The following is a 25,776-nucleotide window of genomic DNA, read 5'->3' on the forward strand; positions in this document are numbered from 1 at the left end:
GTGCTGGCGGCGAGAAGCGGATTTCGCCTGCTTGCTGTTATGGGGCAGCCTCCTCCCAAGCGCCCCAGTCATTAAATCGACCGTCGAAACCGACCAGCCTGATGCGCAGTCCCGTTACGAGCCTCCGCAAGGTGCAGGAAACTGCGCCGCTCGGCGCGCATGCTTGCCTGGCCGCAATGTTGTAACACTTTGCTGAAAGAAATTGCAACCGCACATTTCCGGGATCGAAACGCTTTCAAACCGGACACCATCTGTCTGCTCCGCAGAGCCCCTCCCGCAGACTATTGCCCCAACGCCTTGACGACACAACTGATGATTTCGCGGCGATGATTCGCGGCTGCGGGTTTGGTGTCGATCGGTCTGGAATCGATCAGCTGTGCCGATGTCACGTATCGGCGTGCCCGGCATTATCGGGGCAAGAGAGCCTCGAGAATAGCCTGGGCCGTCTTCGTGTCCGTCACCAGAGCATTGATAAGCCTGGCGCGGGCGGCACCTATGATCGCCTTCGCCTTCTCCGGCGAGGCGGCAACGCCGATCACCAGCGGGACGGCTCGAAGCTGGGCCGGCGACATTGCGATCATCCGGCCCTCCCCCTCCCACGGGATGAGTGTGCCTTCGGCGTCGAAGTAGTGGCGGATGACGTCTCCCGCCGCATGAAACAGGACCTGTTCGCTCAGCGTGGCCGCGCTCGCTTCGGGCGGATTGATGGCATGGGGCAGGCCGATGCCGACAATCGCAACGTCGGTCCGGTCCCAAAGCGCGACGCTGTCGCGGATGGCCGCATCGCCGAGGAAGACCTCACGCAATTCGGACGACGGCAGATAGGGCGCATGGATGAAATGCGGCGTCCCGCCCAGCTCTTCTGCGGCCAGCCGCACAAACTCGTTGATCTGAAAATGTGCCGCCTGCTGCTGCATGCCGCCGGTGGCAGCGACGGTAAGAACGCCGGGAATGCGCGGCAGGCCTGCCTGGATCACCTGGCGAATGGCTCGCCCCCAGCCGATGGCGACGACCGAGCCGGCTGTCAGTCCCGCTTGCTTGAGCAAGGCGCCGAGCGGCGCAGCGAGCGCCGCCAGCGCACCGGCTGACGGCGTTTCGATGACCGCCGCGTCACGCAGCCCGAGTGCCTCGACCAGTTGCGTGGTGATGACTTCGGGGGTTGCAAGATCGAGAACCTCGATCCGCACGATGCCCTCCGCTCTCGCCCGCTGCAGGAGGCGCGATATGGTCGCGGTGGAGACGCCAAGCCGCCGCGCGATATCGACCTGCGACATGTCCGCCTCATAGTGCAGTTTGGCGACCGTATGCAGCATCGTCCGCGATGCGGCTGCATCTTGTGCGGGAGGTGCAGACAGCTTGCAATTCCTTTCAGCAATGTGTTACAGACCCATCGACCGATGGGAGTTATCGCGCAAATCCGGCTGACTCGCAACGTAGGCTGGTTTCCACGGCAGATTGCGGCCAAGGCCGAATTTCTCGGTCCGATAGCACAGCAAAGCGGCAAAACCTCCTGTCGGGAGGCAGGTAAAACTGAACCTTTCTTGTTTCCACTGATCTGCGCCCCGGTGAATGGGCGCCAACATCGGATAGAAGACCCATGACAAAGATGACGACCGCAGAGTTGCGCGGCTACCAGCAGATATGCGGCAAGGACGGGGCGATGATGGCCATCGCCTGTGACCAGCGCGGCGGCATGCGAAGCTTGCTTGCGTCGGACCCTGAAGAACAGGCCAAGATCACCAACGACATGCTGGGCGACACCAAGTCGGACATCACGCGATACCTCGCCAGCCAGGCATCCTGCGTGCTGCTCGACCCGCTCTGCGCGGTGCCGCGGGTTGTCGATGACGGGGTGCTGAGCCGCGATACGGCTCTGCTCATCGGCCTCGACGCTTCGGGCTTCGACGTCTCGCCTGCCGGCTACCGCCTTTCGCGTCTCGTTCCCGGCATCGGCGCGCGCCGCGTGCGCGAGCTCGGCGGCACCGGCGGCAAGATCATGGTCTATCTCAGGCCCGACAGGCCTGAGGCGAACGAGCATAATGTCGCCATTCTGCGCCAATGCATCGCCGATTTCGCGCAAGAGGACCTCCTGCTCGTCGTCGAGTTCCTGACCTATCAGCTCGAAGCGGAAAGCCTTGAAGAGTATACGGCCAAGATCCCCTGGCTCGTCGAAGAGGGCACCCGTATTTCGCTGGAATGCGGGGCAAAGGTGCTCAAGCTTCCTTATCCCGGAACGCCGGAAGCCTGCGCCAGGATCAGCAGCATGGCTGGCGAGGTGCCCTGGGCGGTCCTCTCCGCCGGCGTCAACCACGCAACCTTCCTGGGCCAGGTCGAGATCGCGATGAGGAACGGCGCGTCAGGCGTCATCGCCGGCCGGTCGCTGTGGAAGGACTGCATCTCGCTCGACCGTGACATTCAGCGTGAAAGGCTCAGGACTATCGCGGTGTCGAGATTGCGCGAGCTTCAGGCGGTGATCGGAAATTACCGGCAGAAAGCCGCTTAGCTCGATGACCCAGAACCGAAGGTCCGCGATGCAAAATCGTAGTCGATCTTCGAAAAGAATCATGCGCAAATAAAAGTACTATAGCGTCCTGTGCGCACCAGGATGCGCGGCGCTGTAGTTATCCGACATTCACACCAGGCACGCACGGGACGTCATGCCTCTGACCATGATCCCGAAAAGTGGGGACCGGTTTTCGGAGAAGATCATGGTCAAACAAAGAGATAGAGCCCCATTTCGATTTAGTCGAAATGGAACAGGCTCTGGTTCGATGGCCATAGGAATCGATATCGGCGGCACCAATCTGCGCGCCGCCCGTGTTTCCGGCACGGGCGAAATCCTCGAGCGCATTTCCGAGAAAAGCGCGCCGGACCCCGAGCTCGTGCTCTCCCGGATCGCCGAAATGGTGCGCCGGCTCGATTGTCCCGAAGTTGCGGCCGTCGGCATCGGCGTCCCCGGCCGCGTCGATGCGCGGCTTGGCGCGGTCTTGTCAGGGGGCTATGTCAACCTCGCCTCGGTCTCCCCTGCGCAACGACTGGAAAGCCTGGCGGGCAAGCCCGTGGTGATCGACAATGACTGCAACATGGCACTGGTCGCGGAAATGGCCCTGGGCGGCGCCAGAGGCCATGAAAGCATCGTCATGTTCACGATCGGGACCGGCATTGGCGGTGCCGTGGTCCAGGACCGGCGGATCGTCCGCGGCAAGGGGACGGCGGGGCAGCTCGGCCATATTACCGTCGACATATCAGGCGAAGCGTGCGTCTGCGGCCGGAGCGGCTGCGTTGAAACCACAAGCTCAGGTACCGCACTTGGCCGTCATATCGCGCGGGCAGGCCTCGGTCCGGACGTTTCGGTCGATCAGCTTTTTGCCCGGGATGCGGGCGGCGATCCCTTGGCGCGTGGTATATTGGAAGCCTGGGCCGGGCCGCTGCGTGCGGCAATCGACACGACCGTGGCCATGTTCGACCCCGACCTGGTGCTGCTCGGCGGCGGACTTGGCCTGGCGGCCCATCGGGCGCTTGCCAGGGCTCCTGCCCTGGCGCCCTGGTACCAATGCCCGGTGGAAGCGGCGCAACTGGGTGACGACGCCGGGGTCATCGGCGCCGGTCTGCAAGCGCTCGCCGCGCAAGCGGCAGTTGCACAATCAGCAGTTGCACAAGCCTCGCCAGTATCCTTGCCGACCGCCCGGCTCGATCGCACCAGGCGCGCCGTGCCCGGCCGGCGCGCCGTGCTCGTCAACGGCATCCCCGCCAGCGGCAAAAGCACGGTCTCGCGCGGCATCGCCGCGCACATGGGTTGGCCATTGCTGGCGCTCGATACGATCAAGAACCCGTTCCTGGAAGTGCTCGGCGGCGGCGATCGCGAATTCAACCGCATACTCGGCCGCGCCAGTTACCAGGCCATCTGGTCGGTCGTCGGCGAGGCCCCGGCGGGCGCCATATTTGTCGTCGACGCCTGGTTCGGTTTCCAGCCGCGCCAGGTGCTCGAGCATCACCTGCGCAGCGCCGGCGTCGAGCAGACCGCCGAGATCTGGTGCCATGCGCCTGGCGAGGTTCTTGCCGAGCGCTATCGCGCACGGCTCGACCAGCGTCCCGCCGGCCATCCCGGCGCGGCTTACATCCCTGAACTGATCGAACTGGCCAAGCGCGCCGAGCCGCTGCGGCGCGGACCGCTGCTTGACGTCGACACGACCAAACCGATCGCTTTCGACGCCATCACGCAATGGCTGCAGGCGACGATTGCGGCTGACAGGTAGGCAGCGCAGCCCCCAAGCACGTCGCGTTTGAACGGATGCATGCGACGCGCCTTAAGTTGTTCCCGAGCGTCAGGATGCTGCCGATCCATGTTCTCTATCACCGCACAAATGAGGAGGATTCATACAAAGGCCTCGCAGAAGGCTGATACAAGCTGAGTAGTTAACCCGTCCTTCAGTGGGCTTGCATAAGCTTACGTTGCGAATCGGCATGGGAAGCGAACCGACTGGTCTATGGCCCTAAAGAAAGAAAACGCGCTGGAGGCCAGAATCCTCGGAGATCAGCTTGCTGATCTGAAGGCCGGTCTCTTCGTATCGATGCCGATAAGCACTATGCTATCAGGCCTGATTTTGACGGTGCAGGCCTTTTCTGGCGGGGGCTTTGCCGCCGCAATCTGGTTCCTGGTTATCAATGCCATAAATGCCGCCCGCCTCGGACTCGCCCGTTATCAGCTAAACGAGACGGGGGATCAGGACGATTTAACAGGGATTTCGCAGCGGCTTCGCTGGTTTGGCATCCTTTCTCTTCTGTCAGGGTTTGCCTGGTCCTTTCTTGCCGTCCTTACCGTTGGCTACACAACGCCGCAAGCGCCGTTGCATCTGATTATTCTGGCGGGCATCTCAGCTGGTGCGGTTACATACGGCAGTTCATATGCCGCGGCCGCGATCAACTTCATCACGCCGCCGCTTGTGGTCGCGATGGCTTGCTTGCTGGCGAAAGGCAACTTTGAAGATTACATTCTGGCCTTTGCCGTTCTGCTCTTCGTGGGCGGCTTGGTTCGAGGCTCGTTTGTAGGGCAAGCCCGCTTCCGCGAAGCAAGCCGCCTGAGACATGAGGCGGAGCGGCTTGCGGCGGAAATGGAGCGCAATTCCAGGGAGGACCACCTAACGGCCCTTCTCAACAGACGGGGCCTCGAACACGCGATCAATCAGTTCGAGAATACGGACGGCCCGTTCGTTGCAATGCTGATTGATCTGGACGGCTTCAAATCTGTCAACGATACCTACGGTCACAGGACCGGTGATGAACTGCTCGTCATGATCGCCCGCCGCATAGAGCAGGCAGCGCCGGCAGGCTCAACGCTCGCCCGTATCGGCGGCGATGAGTTCGTGCTGTTTTTTCCCTCACTCAGGAGTTCGCTTTCTCCCAGTACCCTCGCATCCAATATCATAGCCAAAGTCGCCAGCCCCTATCGTGAGGTCGCGTCCGTCCGGATCGGTGCATCGATCGGAATATACCTGGCTGAAAGGCCGGGGCTGACGGAAATGTTGCTGCGGGCGGATGTCGCCCTCTACACGGCCAAGCGTCGTGGCAGGAACGAATTTCGCCTGTTCGATGCCGAACTCGACAGGGAATTGCAACGTCGCCAGTCCATCGAACGCGACCTTCATTCGGCGATAGAGGCGAGAAGGGTGGCACCTTGGTTCCAGCCCATCGTGAGACTCGACACCGAAGCCGTGATCGGTTTCGAAGCCCTGTTGAGGTGGTCCCATCCGATCCATGGTTCCATCTCTCCACCCGAAATCATGACAGCCGCACGCGAAACCGGAATGCTTCAACTGTTAACGCAAACGGTATTCTCCGACTGTTGTGCTCTTATCGACGGCTTGGTGAAAGCTGACCGTCGAGACGTTCGTGTGGCAATGAATGTTTCGCCGCGCGAATTGGAAGCCGGCGATATCGACGACATGGTTCTGAATGGTCTGGCGGCAAAAGACCTCCCGACAACGATGTTCGAAATCGAGATTACCGAAGAATCTCCAGTGGACCCGGAAAGACTGGATGAAAAGCTCGGACGGCTTTCACATGCCGGCATTTCCATCGCGCTCGATGACTTCGGCACCGGCTTTTCCACGTTGGCGTCGCTCAAGGACAGCCGGATACGCAAGGTGAAAATAGACCAAGGCTTCATTCGCGGCTTGGCCAAGTCTCGGGAAGATCGGCTGCTTGTCAAAACGGTGATCGATCTTGGTCGGGCGCTCGGGATCGATGTCATGGCCGAGGGCGTCGAAACAGAGGCGGACCGGCAAATTCTGTACAAGCTCGGCTGCAGAACGGCTCAGGGCTTCCTATTCTCCAGGGCGGTGCCGCTAAGCCAGGCGCTCGAGGTGGCACTAAAAGAGCACGCTACGGAGTTGTGGGGGCCATCAATGAAACCGCTGCGTGATCTCTGATCATGGGTGGTCAGGGGCGAGCGGTACGCTGGCTGTGCTGTCGCTCGCCGAACACGGCCTTGGTGATCGTGGCGTGCACGCCGAAATTTCCGTCGGCGACTTGCGTAATGCCGAAGTCGGCGGCAAGCGACATGATGCTCAACACCTCGTCCTCCGTGAGATCGTATGTCTGCATGATGAATCGACGCGTCTGGCGGAAGGCGTTGCGCAGCGCCAACTCGATGGTGGATGTCTTGTAGACGTCCGACTGCGCGTTGCTGCCGAGGTCCCTGAGGTAGTTGGGATGGCTAAAACTCTCTATCACCCAGCTGTGCTCGGTTTCGATGAGCGGCGAGTTGAGACCGCGCAGGAAAGCCGGACACCCTTCGCCCGCCTTGTGCAGCTTGATGATGATGTCGCCGGTCAGCGAACACTCAAGACCCGTGCCGTTGATCTCGCCGTCCGCCTGCGCGAAATGTCCATCGCCGAGCGAGAGCAGTGCGCCCTGAACCGCAACGGGCAAATAAAGCTTCGCGCCGGCTCCGATCCTCCAATTGTCGATATTGCCGCCGAAATAGCCCGGCGGGATGGAATCGACCAGGTCGGCCTCGCGCGGAGCCACCGCGATGCACCCGAAATGCAGGCGCGCCGGTATGCGCACGCCGCTACCACTCAAGTCGCGATGCGAAACCTTGCTGTGGTCGACGGGTATGCCAGGATAGTCGATCGTCGCGTGGACAACGCCGAAGGGGTCGGTCTGCGGCTGCCATTCGTAGCTGTACAGCGGCCGCGCTGCGGCCAGGCACCGCATGTCGATCTCGAAGATAGTCACCGTTTCGCGTTTGGCATCCCGGTCCAGAAGGTCGTGATACTGATACCCCCACCACGCCGATACGTTCGATGCGAAGGCCTTGCCGGGAAAGGCAGCGCTCGGCCGTGGACGAATTTCGACGAACTCGATCTCGAGCACGTCGCCGGGCTCGGCGCCGCGCACATAGATCGGGCCAGTCATGACGTGAACGCCGAACCCTTCGCCAGCGCCGCGCCCGAAGATGGAAGCGTTTGCCGGACCGGCCCCGCGACGGTCGACGCGCTTGTATTCGGGTGACCAATCGAACACGCTTTCAGCCCCGCTGTCACCCGTCACCATCCGCTGCCAGTCGTCGCCCGCGTGCTGAGTGAGTGTCTCAACGGTGACTGAGTCGCCCGGATCGACGCGCAACACCGGCGGCAGCGAGCGGCTGAAAAAGCCCCAATGCACGGTCTCCGCTGTTGCTGGCAAATGCCAATGGTCCGTGCGTTCGCGCGCTCTTGCCGTTGGCGGGCGATTCATAGCGGCCTGCAGCATCGGGGCCGGCCGCGCCGCCGCCGACTTGCGGCCGTCCGGTTTGCCGCGCAGCGGATAAACCTCCTCCGTCTGCGACCTGGCGCGCCTCACCTGCCTGGGACTCATTCCAAACGTCGCACCGAAAGTGCGGCTGAAATGCGATTGATCGCGAAAGCCCCAGCGCTGTCCGATCGCGGCCACGCTTTCATGTGCATGGTTGGGATCCGCCAGGTCGATGCGGCAATGTTCGAGGCGCTGCTGGCGCACATATTCGGAGAAGCTTTCGCCGCGCCTCTCGAACAGTTTTTGCGCGTAGCGTACGGAAAGCCCTTCCAGTCTCGCGATCAGGGCCAAGGCAAGATCCGGGTCCGACAGCCGGGCGTCAATCGTCGCCGCGACGCGCCTGAAATGCGCCGTTTGCACCCCGGTCAGGCTGCCAGCGGGCTCACGTACCTCACCAAGCAGGGCGCTTGCCACGAGTTCCGTCAAAGCCACTTCGGCGGCTGTCAGATCGGCCGCACCGGAAGTCTCGAGATTGGAGCCCAGCGTTCGCAATCCGGATTTCGCAACCGCAGCGACGACGGTGCTGCCCAGCACCTTCGGCAAGCGGATGCCGCTGCGGCCCAGCCGTGCTTCCAGCGGACCGGCGGCCACCTGAAGTATAAACGCGCGGAAGTCACTGCGAAAGGTCATAGACCAGTCGTCGGCCGTGCCGAGCACCATCATGTCGCCGTCAGCGAGATCGAACGCCTGGTGCGGGGCGACAAGACGCCCGCGCCCAGCAACGATGAGAGCGAAAAGAATCCCGTGGTCCCGGCGCATCGGCACGATGCGCTGGGGTGTACCAGAGACGTCTGCGAGGCGCGTGGTGGCGTTCGCTGCCCGCAGGTGCATGGTGCCTCTCGGGATCGGCTGGTCGTCGACAGACGCGGAAAGCGAGAGCTCCTCAAACCAGTCGAGCCACGCCTTGTCGCGGTGTTCGAGGGGCAGATGGTCGATCGATCGCAGAGCAGCAACCATAAGAGAAGAGGGTCCTTGTTGCATACTGCAGCGGCCTTTCCGGGGCGCGTTACGTCCATCAGGCGACCCGCCCGCCGAGATTCACTTTAGCGCGACGCCGGCGACAGTCTTTGTGCGCATGCGAACAATCTCTTGACTTTACCCTGTCACCAGGCGGAGCTCAAGCTCGCCGGTCTTGCCGGCGTGAGCGTAAGCCATTGAATTGACCCGTATTTATTTAGGCAACAGCGCGACGCATTGATTTCGCGGCCGGCTGGCTGGATTGCCGATGGCGCGCGTGATGCATAAAATCGCGCACATTCCTTCCAACAAAAACAAGGGGACTGTTCATGTGCAAAGGCGATGATATCAGCTGTCCGCATTTCGAGCTTCACTACAACAAATTGAAGCAAGATCTAAATGCCGAGCGACGCGGCTTTCTGAAGGGGAGCCTGTTCGCGGCCAGCGGTCTGGCCACGCTGGGCGCCGGTGGCATCTCGCTGGTCACACCCGCACTGGCGCAGGCCACGTCATCGAAGCTGCCTGCACAACGCGCCTATCATTATTTGCCAGCCAACGCCGAGACCGTGCATTGGGGCTACTTCAGCAAATCGCTGAAGCCGCGCATCGAGGTCAATTCCGGCGACATCGTCACGATCGAGTCGCTCACCCACCATGCGGGCGATGACCTGGAGCGCATGGTCGACGGCGACGAGGGTGCAGAGAGCGTCTATCTCTGGACGAAAGAGAAGAAGGGCGTCGACCGCCGCGGTGCCGGCCCTACCGACCCGGCCAAGTACAAGAAAGGTTCTGGTGAGGGGCAGGGCGTGCACATCATGACCGGCCCGGTCTATGTCCGCAACGCGGAGCCGGGCGACATATTAGAGGTGCGGATTCTCGATTGCGGGCCGCGTCCCTCTGGCAATCCCAAGTTCAGCGGCAAATCATATGGCTCCAACGCGGCGGCCAATTGGGGCTTCCACTACAACGATCTCCTTGGCGGCACCAAGCGCGAGGTCGTCACCATCTACGAGGTCGACGTTGCCGGCGGCAAAAGCTGGGCCGAAGCGGTCTACAATTTCCAATGGGTGCCGCAGACTGACCCGTTCGGCGTCAGGCATGACACGATCGACTATCCCGGGGTTCCGGTCGACCACAGCCTGACCAAACGAAACTACGATGTGCTGAAGGGCGTGAGACTGCCCATTCGCCCGCATTTCGGCACGATCGGACTGGCACCGAAAGAAGCGGACGTCGTAGACACCATCCCGCCGAGCTACACCGGCGGCAACATCGATAACTGGCGCATCGGCAAGGGCGCCACGATGTATTATCCGGTCTCCGTCGACGGCGCGCTGCTCTCGGTCGGTGATCCCCATGCCAGCCAAGGCGACAGCGAATTATGCGGGACGGCGATCGAATGCTCGCTCACCGGCACGTTCCAGCTCATCTTGCACAAGAAAGCGGACCTAGCCGGCACACCACTCGAGGAGCTCAACTACCCCATGCTCGAGACGCAAACGGACTGGCTGGTGCATGGGTTTTCCTACGCCAACTATCTTGAGGAACTGGGACCGAGCGCTCAGAGCGACATCTATTCGAAGTCGTCTGTCGACAGAGCGCTGCGCGATGCGTTCCGGAAGATGCGCCACTTCCTCATGACAACCAAAGGACTGACAGAGGACGAGGCGATTTCCCTGATGTCGATCGGCGTAGACTTCGGCATCACCCAGGTTGTCGATGGAAACTGGGGGGTGCATGCGGTGGTGAAGAAGGACATCTTCGCTGCACGTGTCGCCTGAGATGGTGGGTAACTAAATCTCGCATTACATCGCCGTTACTCGGAAGCTCGACAACGGCTAAAGCGCGTCGCGTTTGAAGGAATTCATGCGACGCGCTTTACGCTGCGCACCCTCGGGTCAGGCCCGGGTCAGGCCCGAGGGCATGCTTTTGCGCAACATGCATCAGGAATCCGAACCAAGCGGGGCACCGACCGGTCCCTCCGTAAGAACGGACATCTGTAGCCAAGAGAAGCGGCCGCAACCGAAGAAGGCGACCGTGCACCAATGGTACCGTTGGCTGGGATCGAACCAGCGACCTCCGGATCCACAATCCGGCGCTCTAACCATCTGAGCTACAACGGCACGTTCGCCTGAGCGGGATGGAACGTTCATCCTCCGAGACCCGCTCTGTCGTTCGGCGATGCGTCCATACGGGCTATCGGAGTTTAATTCAAGGCTTTTGGCCGCGCATGGCCCGGAAAATCAGAATCGATTTCGCTGGGGATCATGCGCAAAATCCCAGGGTTCCGCAGCGCGCTTTGCGCGTGCGGGACGGCGCGTGGCGCTGTAGGCAAAGGGTGCTCCAGCACCGACATCATATTCGCCGGGCAAAGAAAAAGGCCGGCGGGAGGAGGTGCCGGCCTTTTCCTGTTCCGAGCCAGCGGGAGGAGGTGCTGGCTGGTCATCCCGGAGAGCAGAGGGAGGAGGTTCCACCCGCCGGGTATTCGCTTGGACCACTATATCTCACATAATCCTGTTCGAAGAAATGCGACCTTTTGTTGCATCTTCGAACTATGCGCAAATATTAGGCGATCTTAACTTCCTTCATCGCCTTCTCGAAGGCGGTCTTGATCGGCTTGGAGACGTCCTCGGCCGCCTTGGAGGCGACGGTCTGGAAATCCTTTGCCTGCTCGACAGTCATCTCGACCTGCTTGCGCAGGAATGCGGTCTGCAGTTCGACGACTTCCGACAGCGACTTGGCGCCGATCAGAGCTTCGAAATGCGACAAGCCGGCTTCAGTATTGGCGCGCAGAGCGGCAATGGTCTTGAGCGACAGGTCGTTGGAAACGCTCTTGGCGGTCTCAAAGGTGGATTCAAGGGCCTTCTGGGTCTCTTCGGCGCCGGTCTTCAGCTTGGCATAGGCCTCTTTCGACTGCTCGACGCCCTTTTCGGCGAAAGCACGGATCTGGTCGGTGGCCTTGGAAGCGTCGAAGCTCGGGAATTCAACGTTTTCGATAGTGTCAGCGGTCTTGGTCCTGGACAATTTTCCATCCTTTGCAGTGGTAGCGGCTTCGATAGGAAAGCCGTCTCGTTCATGTATGATGGCAATATAAAGGCAAATCTTGTGCATTGCAATATCTTTGTTGCAGCGCACCATAAATTTTCTCTCCCAGCGTTAACCACGCGCCCAGAGATTCCGGCGGTTGCACGCTATGGCTTGTGGACCTTCGCACCGTCGGCTTTTATTAACAAAGCGTTAACTGCAAACTGCCCGCTTCGTAAGGGTTCCCAAAGCGCATGCCGTCTGAAAACTACTCCTTCCTCGACGTCGCCGTGCTCGACGCGGTCCGCCAGCGCTTTGCCGCCGGCGACGCGATCGCCCTTTTGTCGGCAGACCTCGAACAGGTGATCTGGGCCAACGGACCAGGGGCAGCGGTGTTCGGCTACCCCGCCATCGAGGCGATCATCGGCGCCTCGGCCGGCTTGCCGCCGATCGCCAGGCGCCAGATCATGGCGACAAGCGGTTTTCCACAGATCGGCCGCGACCGCGCCATCACGGTGCGGCTGGCAACCGGGCTGACCAGCCGCGCGGTTGGCTTTCTGGCCAGCGAGGTGACAATGCCTGACGGCGAAAACGCCATCATGCTGGCGGTGCCGGCGACGCAGACCGGCTCGCGCAGCGCCGCCGAGCTTGCCGCTCGGGCCATCAGCGGCTTTACCGAAGACGGTCATTTCATCGCCTTCGTCCATGCCAACGGCAACATAGAGGCCGCTTCCGATGGTTTTTCGGCACTCGGCATCCTGCCCGAAACGCTGACAGCGCTTGTCGCCGATGTTGCGAACGAGAGCGGTCGCGTCGTCAAACGCCTGGTTCCTGGCAGCACCGCTTCCTACCCGGCCGGCCTCGCCCGGCTGACTGACGAGCGGCACCTGCTGGTGGTGATCGACGAGAACCAGCTGGACTCCGAAGCAGCCCCTGCTGCCGTGCTCAGCGCAGGGGCGGCGGTCGATGCCGCAGTCCCGCCAAAAGCACAACAGGACACCCCGCCGGCAATAGTCGCGAAAACGGCTGCGGCAGTGCAGACGGTTGCGGCAGCCGACGAAGACACTTCGCTGTCGGCGGAGCATGATGTTCCCGATTCCAGTGGGCCCGATTCCACTGGGCTCGATTCGAGCGGATCTCATTCAACTGCGCCTGATTCAACCGAGCAGGGTCCGGAAGCGGCCGGCGGGATACCTCCACAGCATGACCATTGGTATTTCAGCGCCAGCGAGGAGGAGGCGCAAAAGCCGGGACCGGATGCATCCGGTCCTGTCGAGGCGGATGCTTCGGCGGAAAGCTTCGCACAAAATGCCGTCAGGGCCGCCTCCCCGGTCAAAAATGCCACCCCCTCGATCGACCGCGCGGCGGCGCCCCTGCGTTTCGTCTGGCGCACCGACGCCGAGGGCAGATTCAGTGCGCTGTCGCCGGAATTCGCGGAACTCGTCGGCGAGCCTGCCGCCGATGTGATCGGCCGGCGCTTCAGGGACGTGGCGGCCACCTTCGACCTCGATGCGACCGGCGACATCGCCGGCCTGCTCGACCGACGCGATACCTGGTCCGGCCGCTCGGTGCTGTGGCCGGTTGCCGGCACCGATTTCAAGATACCCGTCGACCTGGCGGCGCTGCCCGTCTACGGCCGCAGCCGTGCCTTCGAAGGCTTTCGCGGTTTCGGCGTTGCCCGCACCGGCGATGCGGTGGTCGATCCGGAAGCGATCGGCATGGCGCTTGTCGGCAATGCCGACGTCCCCGTGGCCGTCGAGCCGGAAGTCGCCAAAACGCCTGACGAAACCGACCCGTTCCAGGGCGAGGTGCCGGCGCTGACCATCGTGCCGAAGCCGGAGCGGCGCCTTGCCGACAAGGTGATCCGGTTGGCGGAGCACAGGCAGCCGGCCAACGACAAAGGCCTGTCGACGCTGGAACGCAGTGCATTCCGTGAGATCGGCGAGCGGCTCAAGAAGGACAATCCCCCGACCGAACAGCCCGACGCCGCAATTGCGGCAGAGCCGGCTGCGGCGGAACCGACCGAAACCGATGTCGAAGACGAGAAGGATGTCGCAAGGCTCGACGGTGAGCAGCCGCAAGCAACCGTGTCCGACATCTCAGGCTCGCTGCTCGACTATGCCGACCGGGACTACGTCGCCGCCGATGGCGACGGTGCGCCGGTCTCCGAGCCGGACAAACCGGCGCAGGAGATCGCTGAGCCCACCGACGCCGCCAGTCGATCGATCGCCGAAGACGCCGACAGCATGACGGCCGCCGATTTCCGCGATGCAGAAGACAGCGAGGACTCGGCGCGACCCGATGACGGCGAAACCGGTTCGCCAACCGATGGCATCGGCGATGCCGGCGACGTCGAGCCGGCGACGGTCGAGCGGCCGCGCCTGCCGGTGCCGCCGCTCAAGCTCGAAGGGTTCGTGCCGTCGGCTTTTTCGACCGCGGACGACAACAAGGCTCCGGACATTTCGATCCTTGGCAAGCTGCCGGTGCCGCTGCTGATCCATTCCGGCGACGACCTTCACTATGCGAACGAGGAATTCCTCAGCCTGACCGGCTATGACACGCTCGACCAGCTGGAGGATGCCGGTGGCCTCGACGCGCTGTTTGCCGATCCTTACGACGGCAGCGCCTCCGATGGAACCGATCACGCGCTGCGGTTGAAGACGCGTGACGATCAGGAGTTCCCGATCGAGGCCATTCTGCGCTCGGTTCCCTGGCGTGGCGGCAAGGCGCTGATGCTGGTCGTGCGCCGTTCCGGCGACGACGAGGCAGCAGGTGCCGCCGACGATCAGACTCAGCCGGACACTTTCGAGCTCAAGGCGCGCATCGCCGAGATGCGCACCATCATCGACACCGCGACCGACGGCGTCGTGCTGATCGGCCGAGACGGAACGATCCGCTCGATCAGCCGACCGGCGGAGGCGCTGTTCGGTTTCGACAGCGACGAGGTGACCGGAAAACCCTTCGTCTCGCTGTTCGCGATCGAAAGCCAGCGCGCCGCGCGAGACTATCTCGACGGATTGTCTGAGCCCGGCGTGGCGAGCGTGCTCAACGACGGCCGCGAGGTGATCGGACGCGAGGCGCAGGGGCGCTTCATTCCGCTGTTCATGACCATCGGCAGGCTGCCCAACGACAGCGGTTTCTGCGCGGTGGTGCGCGACATCACCCAGTGGAAGCGGGCCGAAGAGGATCTGACCCAGGCGCGCGCCGTGGCCGAGCGCGCTTCCTCGCAGAAGACCGACTTCCTCGCCCGTATCAGCCACGAAATCCGCACGCCGCTCAATGCCATCATCGGCTTCTCCGAGCTGATGGTCGACGAGAAATTCGGACCGGTCGCCAATGACCGCTACCGCGACTATCTGCGCGACATCAACCGGTCGGGCAACCATGTGCTCGACCTGGTCAACGATCTGCTCGATATTTCGAAAATCGAGGCCGGCCAGCAGGAGATGGCCTATGAGGCAGTGTCGCTCAACGACACGCTGGCCGAGACGGTGGCGATGATGCAGCCGCAAGCCAACCGCGAACGTGTCATCATCCGCTCCAGCTTCGCCTCCCGGCTGCCGGAAGTGGTGGCCGATCTGCGCAGCGTGCGCCAGATCGCGCTGAACATCCTGTCGAATGCCATCCGCTACACGCAGGCCGGCGGCCAGGTGATCGTATCGACATCCTACGAGAACTCCGGCGACGTCGTGATGCGCGTGCGCGACACCGGCATCGGCATGAGCCAGTCCGAGATCGAGCAGGCGCTCAAGCCGTTCAAGCAGCTCAACGCGCTTAAGCGCGGGCGCGGTGACGGCACCGGTCTCGGGCTGCCGCTGACCAAGGCCATGGTCGAGGCGAACCGGGCCCGGTTCACCATCAACTCGACACCCGGCGAGGGCACCCTGGTCGAAGTCGCCTTCCCGTCGACCCGCGTGCTGGCGGATTAGGGCAGCGGATCTTCAGTCGTCCGTGTCGCCGCTCTATCTCTTTGTTTAAGCACCGGATTTTCCCAAAACCGGTGTCCACTTTGGCTCATGCTCGGCACACAAAAGAAAGGCGTCCAACAGGACGCCTTGAATGATCGATTGCTGTACATCGGGGGCTTGAGCGAATTCAGATCCTCCGGGGATTTAGAGGAACGGGATTTCTCCCTCAAGTTACGCACGACTATCGATGTCGGCCCTTAACAAAACCTTACCGGCACCGCGAATAATTTACCAATGTGTACCACTCATGAAATCTAGGTAAATTCGAGCGAGATATTTCGTTAACCATGCTCGGCTCCGTTTGAACGCGTGACGGATCGCATGTCTTGACCTCGAGAAACTAATCGGCCAGCTGCGGCAGGTCGCGGAACAGCTCGAGCGCTTCGGGATTGGCCAGCGCCTCCTTGTTCTTGACGGCACGGCCATGCACCACGTCGCGCACCGCAAGCTCGGTGATCTTGCCCGATTTGGTGCGTGGAATGTCGGCGACGGCGACGATTTTAGCCGGCACGTGGCGCGGGCTCGCGCCGCTGCGGATTTTCGCCCGGATGCGTTTTTCCAGCTCGGCGTCGAGTTCAACGCCGGCAGCCAGCCGCACGAACAGCAAGACCCGCACATCATTGTCGAAATCCTGGCCGATGCACAGCGCTTCCAGGATTTCCGGCATTTGCTCGACCTGGTTGTAGATTTCCGCCGTGCCGATCCGCACACCGCCCGGGTTGAGCGTCGCGTCGGAACGGCCGTGGATGATCAGGCCGCCATGGGCGGTCCATTCGGCGAAGTCACCGTGGCACCAGACATTGTCGAAGCGCTCGAAATAGGCGGCGTGGTATTTCTTGCCTTCGGGATCATTCCAGAAGCCGATCGGCATCGCCGGGAACGCCTTGGTGCAGACGAGCTCACCCTTTTCCTGCCTGAGCGGCTGGCCGTCGTCGTCCCAGACATCGACGGCGAGGCCGAGGCCGGGTCCCTGGATCTCTCCGATCCATACCGGTTGGGTCGGTACGCCGAGCACGAAGCAGGAGACGATGTCGGTGCCGCCGGAGATGGAGGCGAGATGCACGTCTTTCTTGATGCCGCCATAGACGAAGCGGAAATCTTCCGGCGACAGTGGCGAGCCGGTGGAGGAGATCGTGCGCACGCTGGAAAGATCGTGCGTGTTGATCGGCCTGAGGCCGGCCTTGCGCACGGAATCGATGAATTTGGCCGAGGTGCCGAAATAGGTCATCTTCTCTGCGTCGGCGAAGTCGAACAGCACGTTGCCGTCAGGGTAGAAGGGCGACCCGTCATAAAGCAGAAGGGTTGCGCCCGACGCCAAGCCGGAGACCAGCCAGTTCCACATCATCCAGCCGCAGGTGGTGAAATAAAAGAAGCGGTCGCCGTCGAGCAGGCCGGCGTGGAGCCGTTCTTCCTTTACATGCTGGATCAGCGTTCCGCCGGCCGAATGGACAATGCATTTGGGAATGCCGGTCGTTCCGGAAGAAAACAGGATGTAGAGCGGATGCGCGAACGGCAACCGTTCGAAGGTGACCGACTTGGCAGCGAAGGATGAGACCGCCTCGTCCAGCGCAGTCGCCTTCTCGATGGTCGCCGCCACATCGGTCGACGTGCCGAGATAGTCGACGATCAGGATCTTGCGGACGGTGACGAGCTTTGCCGCAACGGCCGCGATCTTGTCGGCAACCTCGATCGCCTTGCCATTGTACCAGTAACCGTCGGGCGCGATGAAGACGACAGGCTCGATCTGGCCGAACCGGTCCAGAACGCCCTGCTCGCCGAAATCGGGAGAGCAGGACGACCACACGGCGCCGATCGAGGCTGTCGCCAGCATTGCCGCGACCGTCTCCGGCATGTTGGGCATCATGGCAGCGATGCGGTCGCCCTTTTTCACCCCGAGCGACAGGAAAAGCTGCTGCAGCCGCGAGGTCAGCGCATGCAACTCGTTCCAGGAGAGCCGGCGCTCGACCTTGTCCTCGCCGCGAAAGACGATGGCGTCACCGAGCCCGGTTTTTATCAACAGGTTCTCGGCGAAGTTAAGCTTGGCGTCGGGAAAGAAGGCGGCGCCGGGCATCTTCTCGCCATCGACGAGCACGTGCTCGCCGCCACTGATCCCGCCGCTGGCGCCCCCATTGGCGCCCTTGTCGCCGACAATCCCGCAAAACTCCCAGACCAGGCTCCAGAACGCCTCGCGATCGTCGATCGACCAACGATGAAGATCGCCGTAGGAGGAAAAAAACCTGCCGGTTGCGGCCGCCGCGGCCTGCATGAAGGCGGTCATCGGCGCCGCGTCGATCTGGTCTTTGGTCGGTATCCAGAGCGGTGCGTCGCCAGCCATGATCGTTCCTCCTTAAAGCACGTTACGCTTGAAGAGATTCACGCGACGCGCTTTAGACTTTTGTTATTATCATGTCGTTATCCAAAAACGTTGCGCATTTTGGCGACATGCATTGGCATCGCTTATGCATATCGCAACGCAGCAGAGCAAGATTTTGTTCGGCCGAGCGACGCGGATATGCGCAAATGCCATCGCTGGGCCATAAAGACTTGAAATGCGTCAGCCCTAAGTCGTAGGTAAACGACTGGGGTTACACCCGTCGGGCGATTTTTTGTCGGAACGGAAGCATACGGGGCGACATGCCATCACCTTTGATCCGGCGCGGAATATGGGCGATCGGCGTTGCCGTGCTGGTCATCGCGCTGGCCGTTGCCGCCCTGCCGCTCGTCGCCTCAACCCGTATCGTGCGCGACCGCATCGCCTGGGAAATGAGTGCCTGGAGCGGTTTCAGGGTCACCATCGACGGCGCGCCACGGATCGAGGTCTGGCCGAATTTCCGTGCCATCCTGGCCGACGTGACGCTTTCGCAATGGACAGAGACCGACGCGCCGCCGGTGATCGAGGCTGAACGGGTCGAGGTCAATCTCTCCGCCATGGCGGCGTTGCGTGGCAATGTGGTGTTCTCGACGGCGCGGCTGATCCGGCCGACGATCAGGGTTCAACGCGCAGCACATGGATTTTTCCTGCCCGCCCTGCCTTCGGGCGGGCGCATCACCCGGTCCATCGACATCGCTCGCGACGTTGTCAGCGCCAATCCAGCCAAGCCGGACCTGGGCAAGCTGCCGGCTGATCCGTTCGGCACCGTGGAGTTCAGGAACGGCCGCGTGGTGACTTCCGTCGATGGCAAGGACGCTGAGATACTGAGCAGCCTGAGCGGCCAGGCGAACTGGGCCGCAATGAACAGCAATGCGACGCTGTCGGCGACCGGGATCTGGCGCGGCGAAAGCGTCGCCGTGGATGCCGCGTCGTCAAACCCGCTGGTGCTGTTTGGCGGAGGTGCGGCGCCGATGACGCTTTCCTTCAAGGCGGCCCCTGCCAGTTTTTCGTTCGACGGCGTGGCCAGCATGTCCGAGAATGCCTTTTTCGACGGCCAGGCAAAATTTGCCGCACCCTCGCTCAGGCGAGCGCTCGAATGGTCGCGGGCCGGCATCGCGCCGGGCGCAGCAATTGGCTCGGTTTCCGTTTCCAGCAAGCTCACGACGACCTCCGGCCGCATTAAATTCGAAAACACCGAGATCGCTCTGGACGACAATCCGGGAATGGGTGCGCTGGACTTCTCCTTTGGCGAGGCGCGGCCGGTGATCGCCGGTACGCTCGCCTTCGAGACGCTCGACCTGCGGTCGTTTCTCTCCGCCTTCGCACCCCTGGCGCCTACGAGCGGCGCTGGCCCCGGCGAAATCGACATAAGCGTCGCCGACCGGATCGATCTCGATCTCAGACTGTCGGCAGCGCAGGCCACCGCAGGCGCCATCCAGCTTGCCGACGTCGCCGCCACCGCCCAGGTCAAGAACGGTCTTGCCGTCTTCGATATTTCCGATGCATCGGCCTTTGGCGGCAACATCCAGAGCAGCCTTCGTTTCGACCGCAAGCCGGAAGGCACGCAGGTCGAGATCAGGCTGCTCGCCTCCGACATCGACGGCGGCGCTTTTGGCACCGCAGCCGGAATGACGCGGCTGGTGCCGATCGGCACGGGAACCGTTTCGGTCATCCTCAAGGGGCCGGGCAGAACCTGGGATTCCATTTTCGAAAACGCCGACGGCTCGGTTTCGGCGAAATTCGGCCAGGGCGCGTTGAGCCGGTTCAACCTGCCGGCGTTTCTCAAACACAATGAACAGGGCGGGTTCTTCGCGCTCGACGATGTCTCCGACGGAACGCTGCCGATCGACGGGGCCGAACTCAAGGCGAGCATTTCGAACGGTGTGGCGAAGATCGACAAGGCCGAAGCGAATTCGGCGAAGTACAAGATCTGGCTTTCCGGCATCGCCTCCTATGCCGGGCGCGGACTGGCGTTGTCCGGCGGCATCATTCAGGCGGACCAGCCAGCCACGCAGACAAATAGCCAAGGTCCCAACCAGTCTTCGTTCTTCATCGGCGGAACGTGGAGCACGCCGTTCATTTCGCCGATAAGCCGCGGGGTATCCGGCGAGTAAGCAACGAAGCTGCTGCGGTCGTCGTCAGAAGTGCTTCCTGCCGGCTTTTGCTGCTGCCGCCCCTTTCGTCACCCACGCTGAGCGGCCTGCTCGTCGCGCTGGCGCTGGACCTCGCGCCGCTTGTTGGCGAGCGACGCGATGATGACGCCGACCGCCACAACCGCGATCAGGATGGTGCAGGCGGCGTTGATCTCCGGCGTCACACCGAGACGAACCTGGCTGTAGATCTTCATCGGCAGCGTGGTGGCGCCAGGCCCTGAGGTGAAGCTGGCGATGACCAGATCGTCGAGCGACAGTGTGAACGCCAGCATCCAGCCGGACACGATCGCCGGCATGATGACCGGCAGCGTGATCTGGAAGAAGGTCTTCACCGGCGGCGCGCCAAGATCCATCGCGGCTTCTTCGAGCGAGCGGTCAAACGTGAGCAGGCGCGACTGCACGACGACGGCGACGAAGCACATGGTCAGGGTGATGTGGGCAAGCGTGACGGTGACAAAACCGCGGTCGAGACCGACGGCGACAAAGAGCAGCAGCAGCGACAGGCCGGTAATGACTTCCGGCATGACCAGCGGCGCAAAGACCATGCCGGAAAACAGCGTCCGGCCCTTGAAGCGCGTGTAGCGCGTCAAGGTGAGAGCCGCCAGCGTGCCGAGCACGGTCGCCACGGTGGCCGAGATGACGGCGACACGGGCCGTTACCCAGGTGGCGTCCATGAGACCCTGGTTGTGGAACAGCGAGACGTACCATTTGGTCGAGAAGCCGCCCCAGACGGTGACCAGTTTCGATTCGTTGAAAGAGAAGACGACGAGCAGGACGATCGGCAGGTAAAGAAAGGCAAAGCCGAGCACGATCGAAGTGATGTTGAAGCGGCTCCAGGTCGGGTTCATCTGTCCTGCTCCTGGGCGCGGGCCTGGGCCCGCTGGAAGAGCATGATCGGCACGATCAGCAGCAACAGCAGGATGACGGCGACGGCCGAAGACACCGGCCAGTCACGATTGGCGAAGAACTCGTTCCACAGCGTCTTGCCGATCATCAGCGTCTGTGAGCCGCCGAGCAGGTCGGGAATGACGAATTCGCCGACGGCGGGGATGAACACCAGCAGGCAGCCGGCGATGACGCCGGGTAGCGACAGCGGAAAGGTGATCTTCCAGAAGGCGCTGGTCGGTGGGCAGCCGAGATCCTTGGCTGCCTCGATCAGCGAATAATCCATCTTTTCCAGCGACGAATAGAGCGGCAGCACCATGAACGGCAGGTAGGAATAGACGATGCCGATGAAGATCGCCGTATAGGTGTTGAGGATGATCAGCGGCTGGCTGATAACGCCGGTGGCGAGCAGCAACTGGTTGAGCAGCCCCTCAGGCTTGAGGATGCCGATCCAAGCGTAGACCCGGATCAGGAACGAGGTCCAGAACGGCAGGATCACCAGCATCAGCAAAGTCGGGCGCAGCATCGCCGGGGCGCGCGCCATGCCGTAGGCGATCGGGTAGCCGACAAGCAATGTCAGCACCGTCGAGATGGCGGCGACGATGACGCTGGTCACATAGGCGTTGACGTAGAGCGCGTCCTGCGTCAGCCATGTGTAGTTGTCGATGCTGAGCTCATTCAGCTGGGCGAAGAAACCGGCAAGGCCGTCGCCGAAGCCGAGCACCGGCGTGTAGGGCGGTATGGCGATCGCGGTCTGCGACAGCGAGATCTTGAAGACGATGACGAACGGAACAAGGAAGAAAAAGACCAACCAGAGATACGGGATGAGGATGACAAGACGGCCAACGAAGGCCTCTCCCAGCCTGGCCAGGGCGGATTTGCCGGCAGCGGTGGCTCGAGAGCTTGTTGCAGCGGTGACAGCGGCATTCGACATGGCCGCCCCTATCGCGTCAGCACGACGCCGGCATCCGGCCGGAACGACACCCAGGCACGGTCGTTCCAGCTCAGCGGATCCTCGGTGATGCGGGCCGCGTTCATCGTGCTCGCTCGCACCACCTGGCCGTCGTCCAGCCTGACGTGATAGACGGTCATGTCGCCGAGATAGGCGATATCGTAGACCTCGCCCTCGATGGCGTTGACGGCGCCGGCCGGTCTCGTCGACGATATCCTGATCTTCTCCGGCCTGATGGCGAAGGCGACGGCCGCGCCAGTTGCGGCATCGCCGGCATGCTCAGTGCGGATGGTGATGCCGTTGCCGGCATCGATGCTTGCCGCACCCGCCTCGCCATGCGCAATCTTGCCTTCGAACATGTTGACGTTGCCGACAAAGCCGGCGACGAAACGGGAGCCCGGCGCCTCGTAGACTTCCGCCGGCGTCGCCACCTGCATCACCTCGCCCTTGTCGATGATGGCGATGCGGTCGGCCATGGTCATCGCCTCTTCCTGGTCGTGGGTGACGACAACGAAGGTGAGGCCGAGTGACTGCTGCAGATCCATCAGCTCGAACTGCGTTTCCTCGCGCAGCTTCTTGTCCAGCGCGCCCAGCGGCTCGTCGAGCAGCAGCACCTTCGGCCGCTTGGCGACCGAGCGGGCAAGCGCGACGCGCTGGCGCTGGCCGCCGGACAATTGGTGCGGCTTGCGCTTGGCGAACTGCTCGAGCTTGACCAGCTTCAGCATCTCTCCAACGCGCGCCGCGATCTCGGGCTTCGGCATGCCGTCCTGCTTGAGGCCGAAGGCGATGTTGTTTTCGACCGTCATATGCGGGAACAGCGCATAGGACTGGAACATCATGTTGACCGGCCGCCGGTATGGCGGGATGCCGCGCAGATCCTGGCCGTCGAGCAGGATGCGGCCGGCGGTCGGCTCCTCGAATCCGGCGAGCATCCGCAGAAGCGTCGACTTTCCGCAGCCGGATGCGCCGAGCAGGGCAAAGAACTCGCGCTCGAATATCGTCAGCGACAAATTGTTGACGGCGGTAAAGTCACCGAACTTCTTGGTGACCTTGTCGAACTGGATGTACGGCTTGGTGTTCGGATCGTTCCATGGCGCGAAATCCCTGCGGATGCTGCCAAGCGATTTCATGTCCCACTCCGTGCTCGCGTTCTATCCCCAGAAGACTTGACCCAGGCAGCACCTGCCGGGGTCGCTGATTGTCGCTTACTGCCCGGTGACGATCCTGGTCCAGGTGCGGGTGACGACGCGCTGGGTCTTGGAATCGTAGGGGGTGATGGTGAACAGTTTCGCCAGCGTCGCCTCGTCCGGGTAGATCGCCGGATCCTCGAGTATCTCCTTGTCGATGAACTGCTGCGACGCCTTGTTGCCATTGGCGTAGAAGACGAAATTGCTCGCCTTGGCGATGACTTCCGGCTTCATCATGTAGTTCAGGAATTCATGCGCCTCGGCGACATGCGGCGCGTCGGCCGGGATCGCCATCTGGTCGAACCACATTTCGGCGCCTTCCTTCGGCACGGAATAGCCGATCTCAACGCCCTGGTTTGCTTCCGTCGCACGGTCGCGCGCCTGGAACACGTCGCCCGACCAGCCAACGGCCAGGCAGATGTCGCCATTGGCCAGCGCGTTGATATATTCAGACGAGTGGAACTTGCGGATGTAAGGGCTGACCTTCAGCATCACTTCTTCGGCCTTGGCGAAATCGTCCGGCGACGTGGTCTCGGGATCGATGCCCAGATATTTGAAGGCGTTCGGCAGGATGTCGCTCGGAGAATCGAGGACATAGACGCCGCAATCCTTCAGCTTGGCCAGCTTTTCCGGGTTGAAGAACACGTCCCAGCTGTCGATCTTGTCGGTGCCGAGCGCTTCCTGCACTTTCTTGACGTTATAGCCGAGGCCGACCGTGCCCCACATGTAGTTGATCGAATATTCGTTGCCGGGATCGTACTTGGTCGTGCGCTCCGAAACGACGTCCCACATGTTGGAAATGTTGGGCAGCTTCGACTTTTCGAGCTTCTGGAACACCCCTGCCTGGATCTGGCGTGCGAGGAAATTGGCGGTCGGTACGACAACGTCGTAGCCGCTGCCGCCGGCAAGCAGTTTCGTCTCAAGCAGCTCGTTGGAATCGAAGGTGTCGTAGGTGACCTTGATGCCCGTTTCCTTGGTGAAGTCGTCGATGATCGAGCTGTCGATGTAATCCGACCAGTTATAGACGTTGACGACGCGCTCCTGGGCATGAGCGCCGAGGGTGAAAAGCGCCAGAAATGCCGAGGTCGCCGAAAGCCAGAATGCTTTGCGGATCATGCGTCTCTCCTTTGATGAGTGTTCCATCGCCAGCTCGTCGCGGGGCTGCGCGGCTGGGCGTTTGCTTCAGATTATTGGGCTTTCCGACAAGCGACAAGCGCGAACCGCCAACACGACAGCGGTTCGATGCGCAACGGCCGAGCCCCCCGTTTCCATGTCGTGATCCAGGTGGCATTCCGGCGCCGTCAAAGGCTCTCGCCACGGCGCGGGCAGGGATACGACGATGTTGTCCGGTCCCGGTCGGGCCGGAGGGGAGACTTGGCAAGATGAGCCTGTCTTGTTGTTGCCGTATTGACAGCCTGCCCGCGCGGCTGCGCCATTGTCAATGGCTCATCTCGCTTTGGCGCGTGCGCTGCATCAATTAGGCGACGGCATACCGGTGACACCCGGCCGCACCGGCCGCGTCTGACGTTTGAATTCGAGCCCGATATGGACGAGCAGCGCCGTGACCACGACCGTTCCGCCAAGGATGGTGCGTCCCGACGGCACCTCGGAATGGATGAGCCAGACCCAGATCGGGCCGAGGATCGGCTCGAAAGTGCCGAGCAGTGCCGCGACTGCAGCCGGGACGAGCCGGGCACCGGTGGCGAAGAAGGCAAGGCCGAGACCGAGATTGACCACGCCGAATGCAAACAGGAAGCCCATGTCGCTGCTGGAAACGCCGAATTGCGATGCCTGCGACGCCGCGAATGCGGCGGCAAGCATCGTGCCGAGGCAGGTCGCCGGCGTCATGCGCACATGGGCAAAGCGTCGCGTGATGACGGTGGCGATCGAAAACATCACGGCGATAAGCAGCGCCAGGCCGTCGCCGATGGGCGACACCGCGCCATCGAGCGATTCCGATACCATGATGGCAACGCCGGCAATGACGGCTGCAATCGCCACCCAGGTCGCCAAGGCTACCCGTTCGCGAAACAGCACCCAGGCAAACAGCGCCGCCAGGAGCGGCACGCCGGCCTGCATCAAAAGGATGTTGGCGACAGTGGTGTAGGCAAGCGCCACTACGAATGAGGTCGATGCGGTGGCGAAGCAGAACGCCACGGTAAGGCCGGGCAGGCCCATGTCGCGGAACAACCTCACCATGCCGTGCCAGCCGTCGCGCCAGACCATGAAGCAGATGAGGAAGGCGGCGGCCCAGACCGAGCGCCAGAACACCACCGTCCAGCTGTCTCCGGCGTCGATGAAACGGGCGATGGCGCCACCGAAACTCCACATCAGCGCCGACAGGAAAATCAGCAGGAAGCCGACACGCTCGTCACGCGGCGAGACGACAGGCGAAACGGCTAACGGTGATGATGATATATCGGTCATGATTGCGACTGTCGGCGATTTCGAGGCAACACGATGCACAGCGGACGACAGAAAC

The 25,776-nt window shown here is 62.1% G+C and carries 15 protein-coding genes and 1 tRNA gene; 6 read left to right on the top strand and 10 right to left on the bottom strand.

The window, feature by feature from the left end:
- Window positions 1-407: 407 nt before the first annotated feature.
- Window positions 408-1,313 (bottom strand): sugar-binding transcriptional regulator, encoded by a 906-nt coding sequence (locus AC0L18_RS17350; RefSeq protein WP_473493461.1) that lies wholly within the window; start codon window positions 1,311-1,313, stop codon window positions 408-410.
- A 284-nt stretch (window positions 1,314-1,597) separates the two neighbouring features.
- Between AC0L18_RS17350 and AC0L18_RS17355 the strand changes: the two genes are divergently transcribed.
- From AC0L18_RS17355 to AC0L18_RS17365, 3 genes are all read left to right on the top strand, one after another.
- Window positions 1,598-2,503, top strand: a complete 906-nt coding sequence (locus AC0L18_RS17355; RefSeq protein WP_091595244.1) for a tagatose-bisphosphate aldolase — start codon at window positions 1,598-1,600, stop codon at window positions 2,501-2,503.
- 268 nt (window positions 2,504-2,771) lie between these two features.
- The gene (locus AC0L18_RS17360; protein WP_473493462.1) at window positions 2,772-4,256 is read left to right on the top strand and encodes an ROK family protein; all 1,485 of its coding nucleotides are present in this window, start codon (window positions 2,772-2,774) and stop codon (window positions 4,254-4,256) included.
- A gap of 231 nt (window positions 4,257-4,487) precedes the next feature.
- Entirely contained in the window at window positions 4,488-6,428 is a 1,941-nt protein-coding gene (locus AC0L18_RS17365) for a putative bifunctional diguanylate cyclase/phosphodiesterase (protein WP_473493463.1), read from the top strand.
- A gap of 10 nt (window positions 6,429-6,438) precedes the next feature.
- Here the strand turns inward: AC0L18_RS17365 and AC0L18_RS17370 are convergent, their stop codons facing one another.
- Entirely contained in the window at window positions 6,439-8,754 is a 2,316-nt protein-coding gene (locus AC0L18_RS17370) for an acetamidase/formamidase family protein (RefSeq protein ID WP_473493464.1), read from the bottom strand.
- A 329-nt stretch (window positions 8,755-9,083) separates the two neighbouring features.
- Between AC0L18_RS17370 and AC0L18_RS17375 the strand changes: the two genes are divergently transcribed.
- A complete protein-coding gene (locus AC0L18_RS17375; RefSeq protein ID WP_473493466.1) occupies window positions 9,084-10,535 on the top strand; it encodes an acetamidase/formamidase family protein in 1,452 nt (483 codons plus the stop codon).
- A 265-nt stretch (window positions 10,536-10,800) separates the two neighbouring features.
- Here the strand turns inward: AC0L18_RS17375 and AC0L18_RS17380 are convergent.
- Together AC0L18_RS17380 and AC0L18_RS17385 are read right to left on the bottom strand one after the other, a co-directional pair.
- Window positions 10,801-10,877 (bottom strand) — tRNA-His (locus tag AC0L18_RS17380).
- A 442-nt stretch (window positions 10,878-11,319) separates the two neighbouring features.
- Window positions 11,320-11,778, bottom strand: coding sequence for a phasin (locus tag AC0L18_RS17385; protein WP_473493467.1), 459 nt, complete (start codon window positions 11,776-11,778; stop codon window positions 11,320-11,322).
- Between the two features lie 254 nt (window positions 11,779-12,032).
- Between AC0L18_RS17385 and AC0L18_RS17390 the strand changes: the two genes are divergently transcribed.
- The gene (locus AC0L18_RS17390) at window positions 12,033-15,707 is read left to right on the top strand and encodes a PAS domain S-box protein (protein WP_473493468.1); all 3,675 of its coding nucleotides are present in this window, start codon (window positions 12,033-12,035) and stop codon (window positions 15,705-15,707) included.
- A 379-nt stretch (window positions 15,708-16,086) separates the two neighbouring features.
- Here the strand turns inward: AC0L18_RS17390 and AC0L18_RS17395 are convergent, their stop codons facing one another.
- On the bottom strand, window positions 16,087-18,081 hold the full coding sequence (locus tag AC0L18_RS17395) for an acetoacetate--CoA ligase (protein ID WP_473493469.1): 1,995 nt from the start codon (window positions 18,079-18,081) through the stop codon (window positions 16,087-16,089).
- A 299-nt stretch (window positions 18,082-18,380) separates the two neighbouring features.
- On the opposite strand from AC0L18_RS17395, the gene AC0L18_RS17400 reads away from it, so the two are divergent.
- A complete protein-coding gene (locus AC0L18_RS17400) occupies window positions 18,381-20,231 on the top strand; it encodes an AsmA family protein (protein WP_473493470.1) in 1,851 nt (616 codons plus the stop codon).
- A 68-nt stretch (window positions 20,232-20,299) separates the two neighbouring features.
- Here AC0L18_RS17400 and AC0L18_RS17405 read toward each other — a convergent pair whose 3' ends face one another.
- From AC0L18_RS17405 to AC0L18_RS17425, 5 genes are all read right to left on the bottom strand, one after another.
- Window positions 20,300-21,118, bottom strand: coding sequence for an ABC transporter permease (locus AC0L18_RS17405; protein ID WP_473493472.1), 819 nt, complete (start codon window positions 21,116-21,118; stop codon window positions 20,300-20,302).
- Window positions 21,115-22,089 carry an ABC transporter permease subunit gene (locus tag AC0L18_RS17410; RefSeq protein ID WP_473493473.1) on the bottom strand — a complete coding sequence of 325 codons (975 nt, stop codon included), beginning with the start codon at window positions 22,087-22,089 and terminating at the stop codon, window positions 21,115-21,117. The genes AC0L18_RS17405 and AC0L18_RS17410 overlap by 4 nt, the downstream gene beginning before the upstream one ends.
- Window positions 22,090-22,097: 8 nt before the next feature.
- On the bottom strand, window positions 22,098-23,237 hold the full coding sequence (locus tag AC0L18_RS17415) for an ABC transporter ATP-binding protein (protein ID WP_473493475.1): 1,140 nt from the start codon (window positions 23,235-23,237) through the stop codon (window positions 22,098-22,100).
- Between the two features lie 75 nt (window positions 23,238-23,312).
- A complete protein-coding gene (locus tag AC0L18_RS17420) occupies window positions 23,313-24,410 on the bottom strand; it encodes a polyamine ABC transporter substrate-binding protein (protein WP_473493477.1) in 1,098 nt (365 codons plus the stop codon).
- Between the two features lie 357 nt (window positions 24,411-24,767).
- Entirely contained in the window at window positions 24,768-25,721 is a 954-nt protein-coding gene (locus AC0L18_RS17425) for a DMT family transporter (protein WP_473493478.1), read from the bottom strand.
- Between the last annotated feature and the right edge of the window lie 55 nt (window positions 25,722-25,776).

This window comes from Mesorhizobium sp. WSM4819 (assembly GCF_055811215.1).

What these genes read in the sequence shown, in the direction of transcription:
- AC0L18_RS17350 (WP_473493461.1), bottom strand. Translation starts at nt 1,313, where the DNA reads ATGCTGCATACGGTCGCCAAACTGCACTATGAGGCGGACATGTCGCAG.
- AC0L18_RS17355 (WP_091595244.1), top strand. Translation starts at nt 1,598, where the DNA reads ATGACAAAGATGACGACCGCAGAGTTGCGCGGCTACCAGCAGATATGC.
- AC0L18_RS17360 (WP_473493462.1), top strand. Translation starts at nt 2,772, where the DNA reads ATGGCCATAGGAATCGATATCGGCGGCACCAATCTGCGCGCCGCCCGT.
- AC0L18_RS17365 (WP_473493463.1), top strand. Translation starts at nt 4,488, where the DNA reads ATGGCCCTAAAGAAAGAAAACGCGCTGGAGGCCAGAATCCTCGGAGAT.
- AC0L18_RS17370 (WP_473493464.1), bottom strand. Translation starts at nt 8,754, where the DNA reads ATGGTTGCTGCTCTGCGATCGATCGACCATCTGCCCCTCGAACACCGC.
- AC0L18_RS17375 (WP_473493466.1), top strand. Translation starts at nt 9,084, where the DNA reads ATGTGCAAAGGCGATGATATCAGCTGTCCGCATTTCGAGCTTCACTAC.
- AC0L18_RS17390 (WP_473493468.1), top strand. Translation starts at nt 12,033, where the DNA reads ATGCCGTCTGAAAACTACTCCTTCCTCGACGTCGCCGTGCTCGACGCG.
- AC0L18_RS17395 (WP_473493469.1), bottom strand. Translation starts at nt 18,081, where the DNA reads ATGGCTGGCGACGCACCGCTCTGGATACCGACCAAAGACCAGATCGAC.
- AC0L18_RS17400 (WP_473493470.1), top strand. Translation starts at nt 18,381, where the DNA reads ATGCCATCACCTTTGATCCGGCGCGGAATATGGGCGATCGGCGTTGCC.
- AC0L18_RS17405 (WP_473493472.1), bottom strand. Translation starts at nt 21,118, where the DNA reads ATGAACCCGACCTGGAGCCGCTTCAACATCACTTCGATCGTGCTCGGC.
- AC0L18_RS17410 (WP_473493473.1), bottom strand. Translation starts at nt 22,089, where the DNA reads ATGTCGAATGCCGCTGTCACCGCTGCAACAAGCTCTCGAGCCACCGCT.
- AC0L18_RS17415 (WP_473493475.1), bottom strand. Translation starts at nt 23,237, where the DNA reads ATGAAATCGCTTGGCAGCATCCGCAGGGATTTCGCGCCATGGAACGAT.
- AC0L18_RS17420 (WP_473493477.1), bottom strand. Translation starts at nt 24,410, where the DNA reads ATGATCCGCAAAGCATTCTGGCTTTCGGCGACCTCGGCATTTCTGGCG.
- AC0L18_RS17425 (WP_473493478.1), bottom strand. Translation starts at nt 25,721, where the DNA reads ATGACCGATATATCATCATCACCGTTAGCCGTTTCGCCTGTCGTCTCG.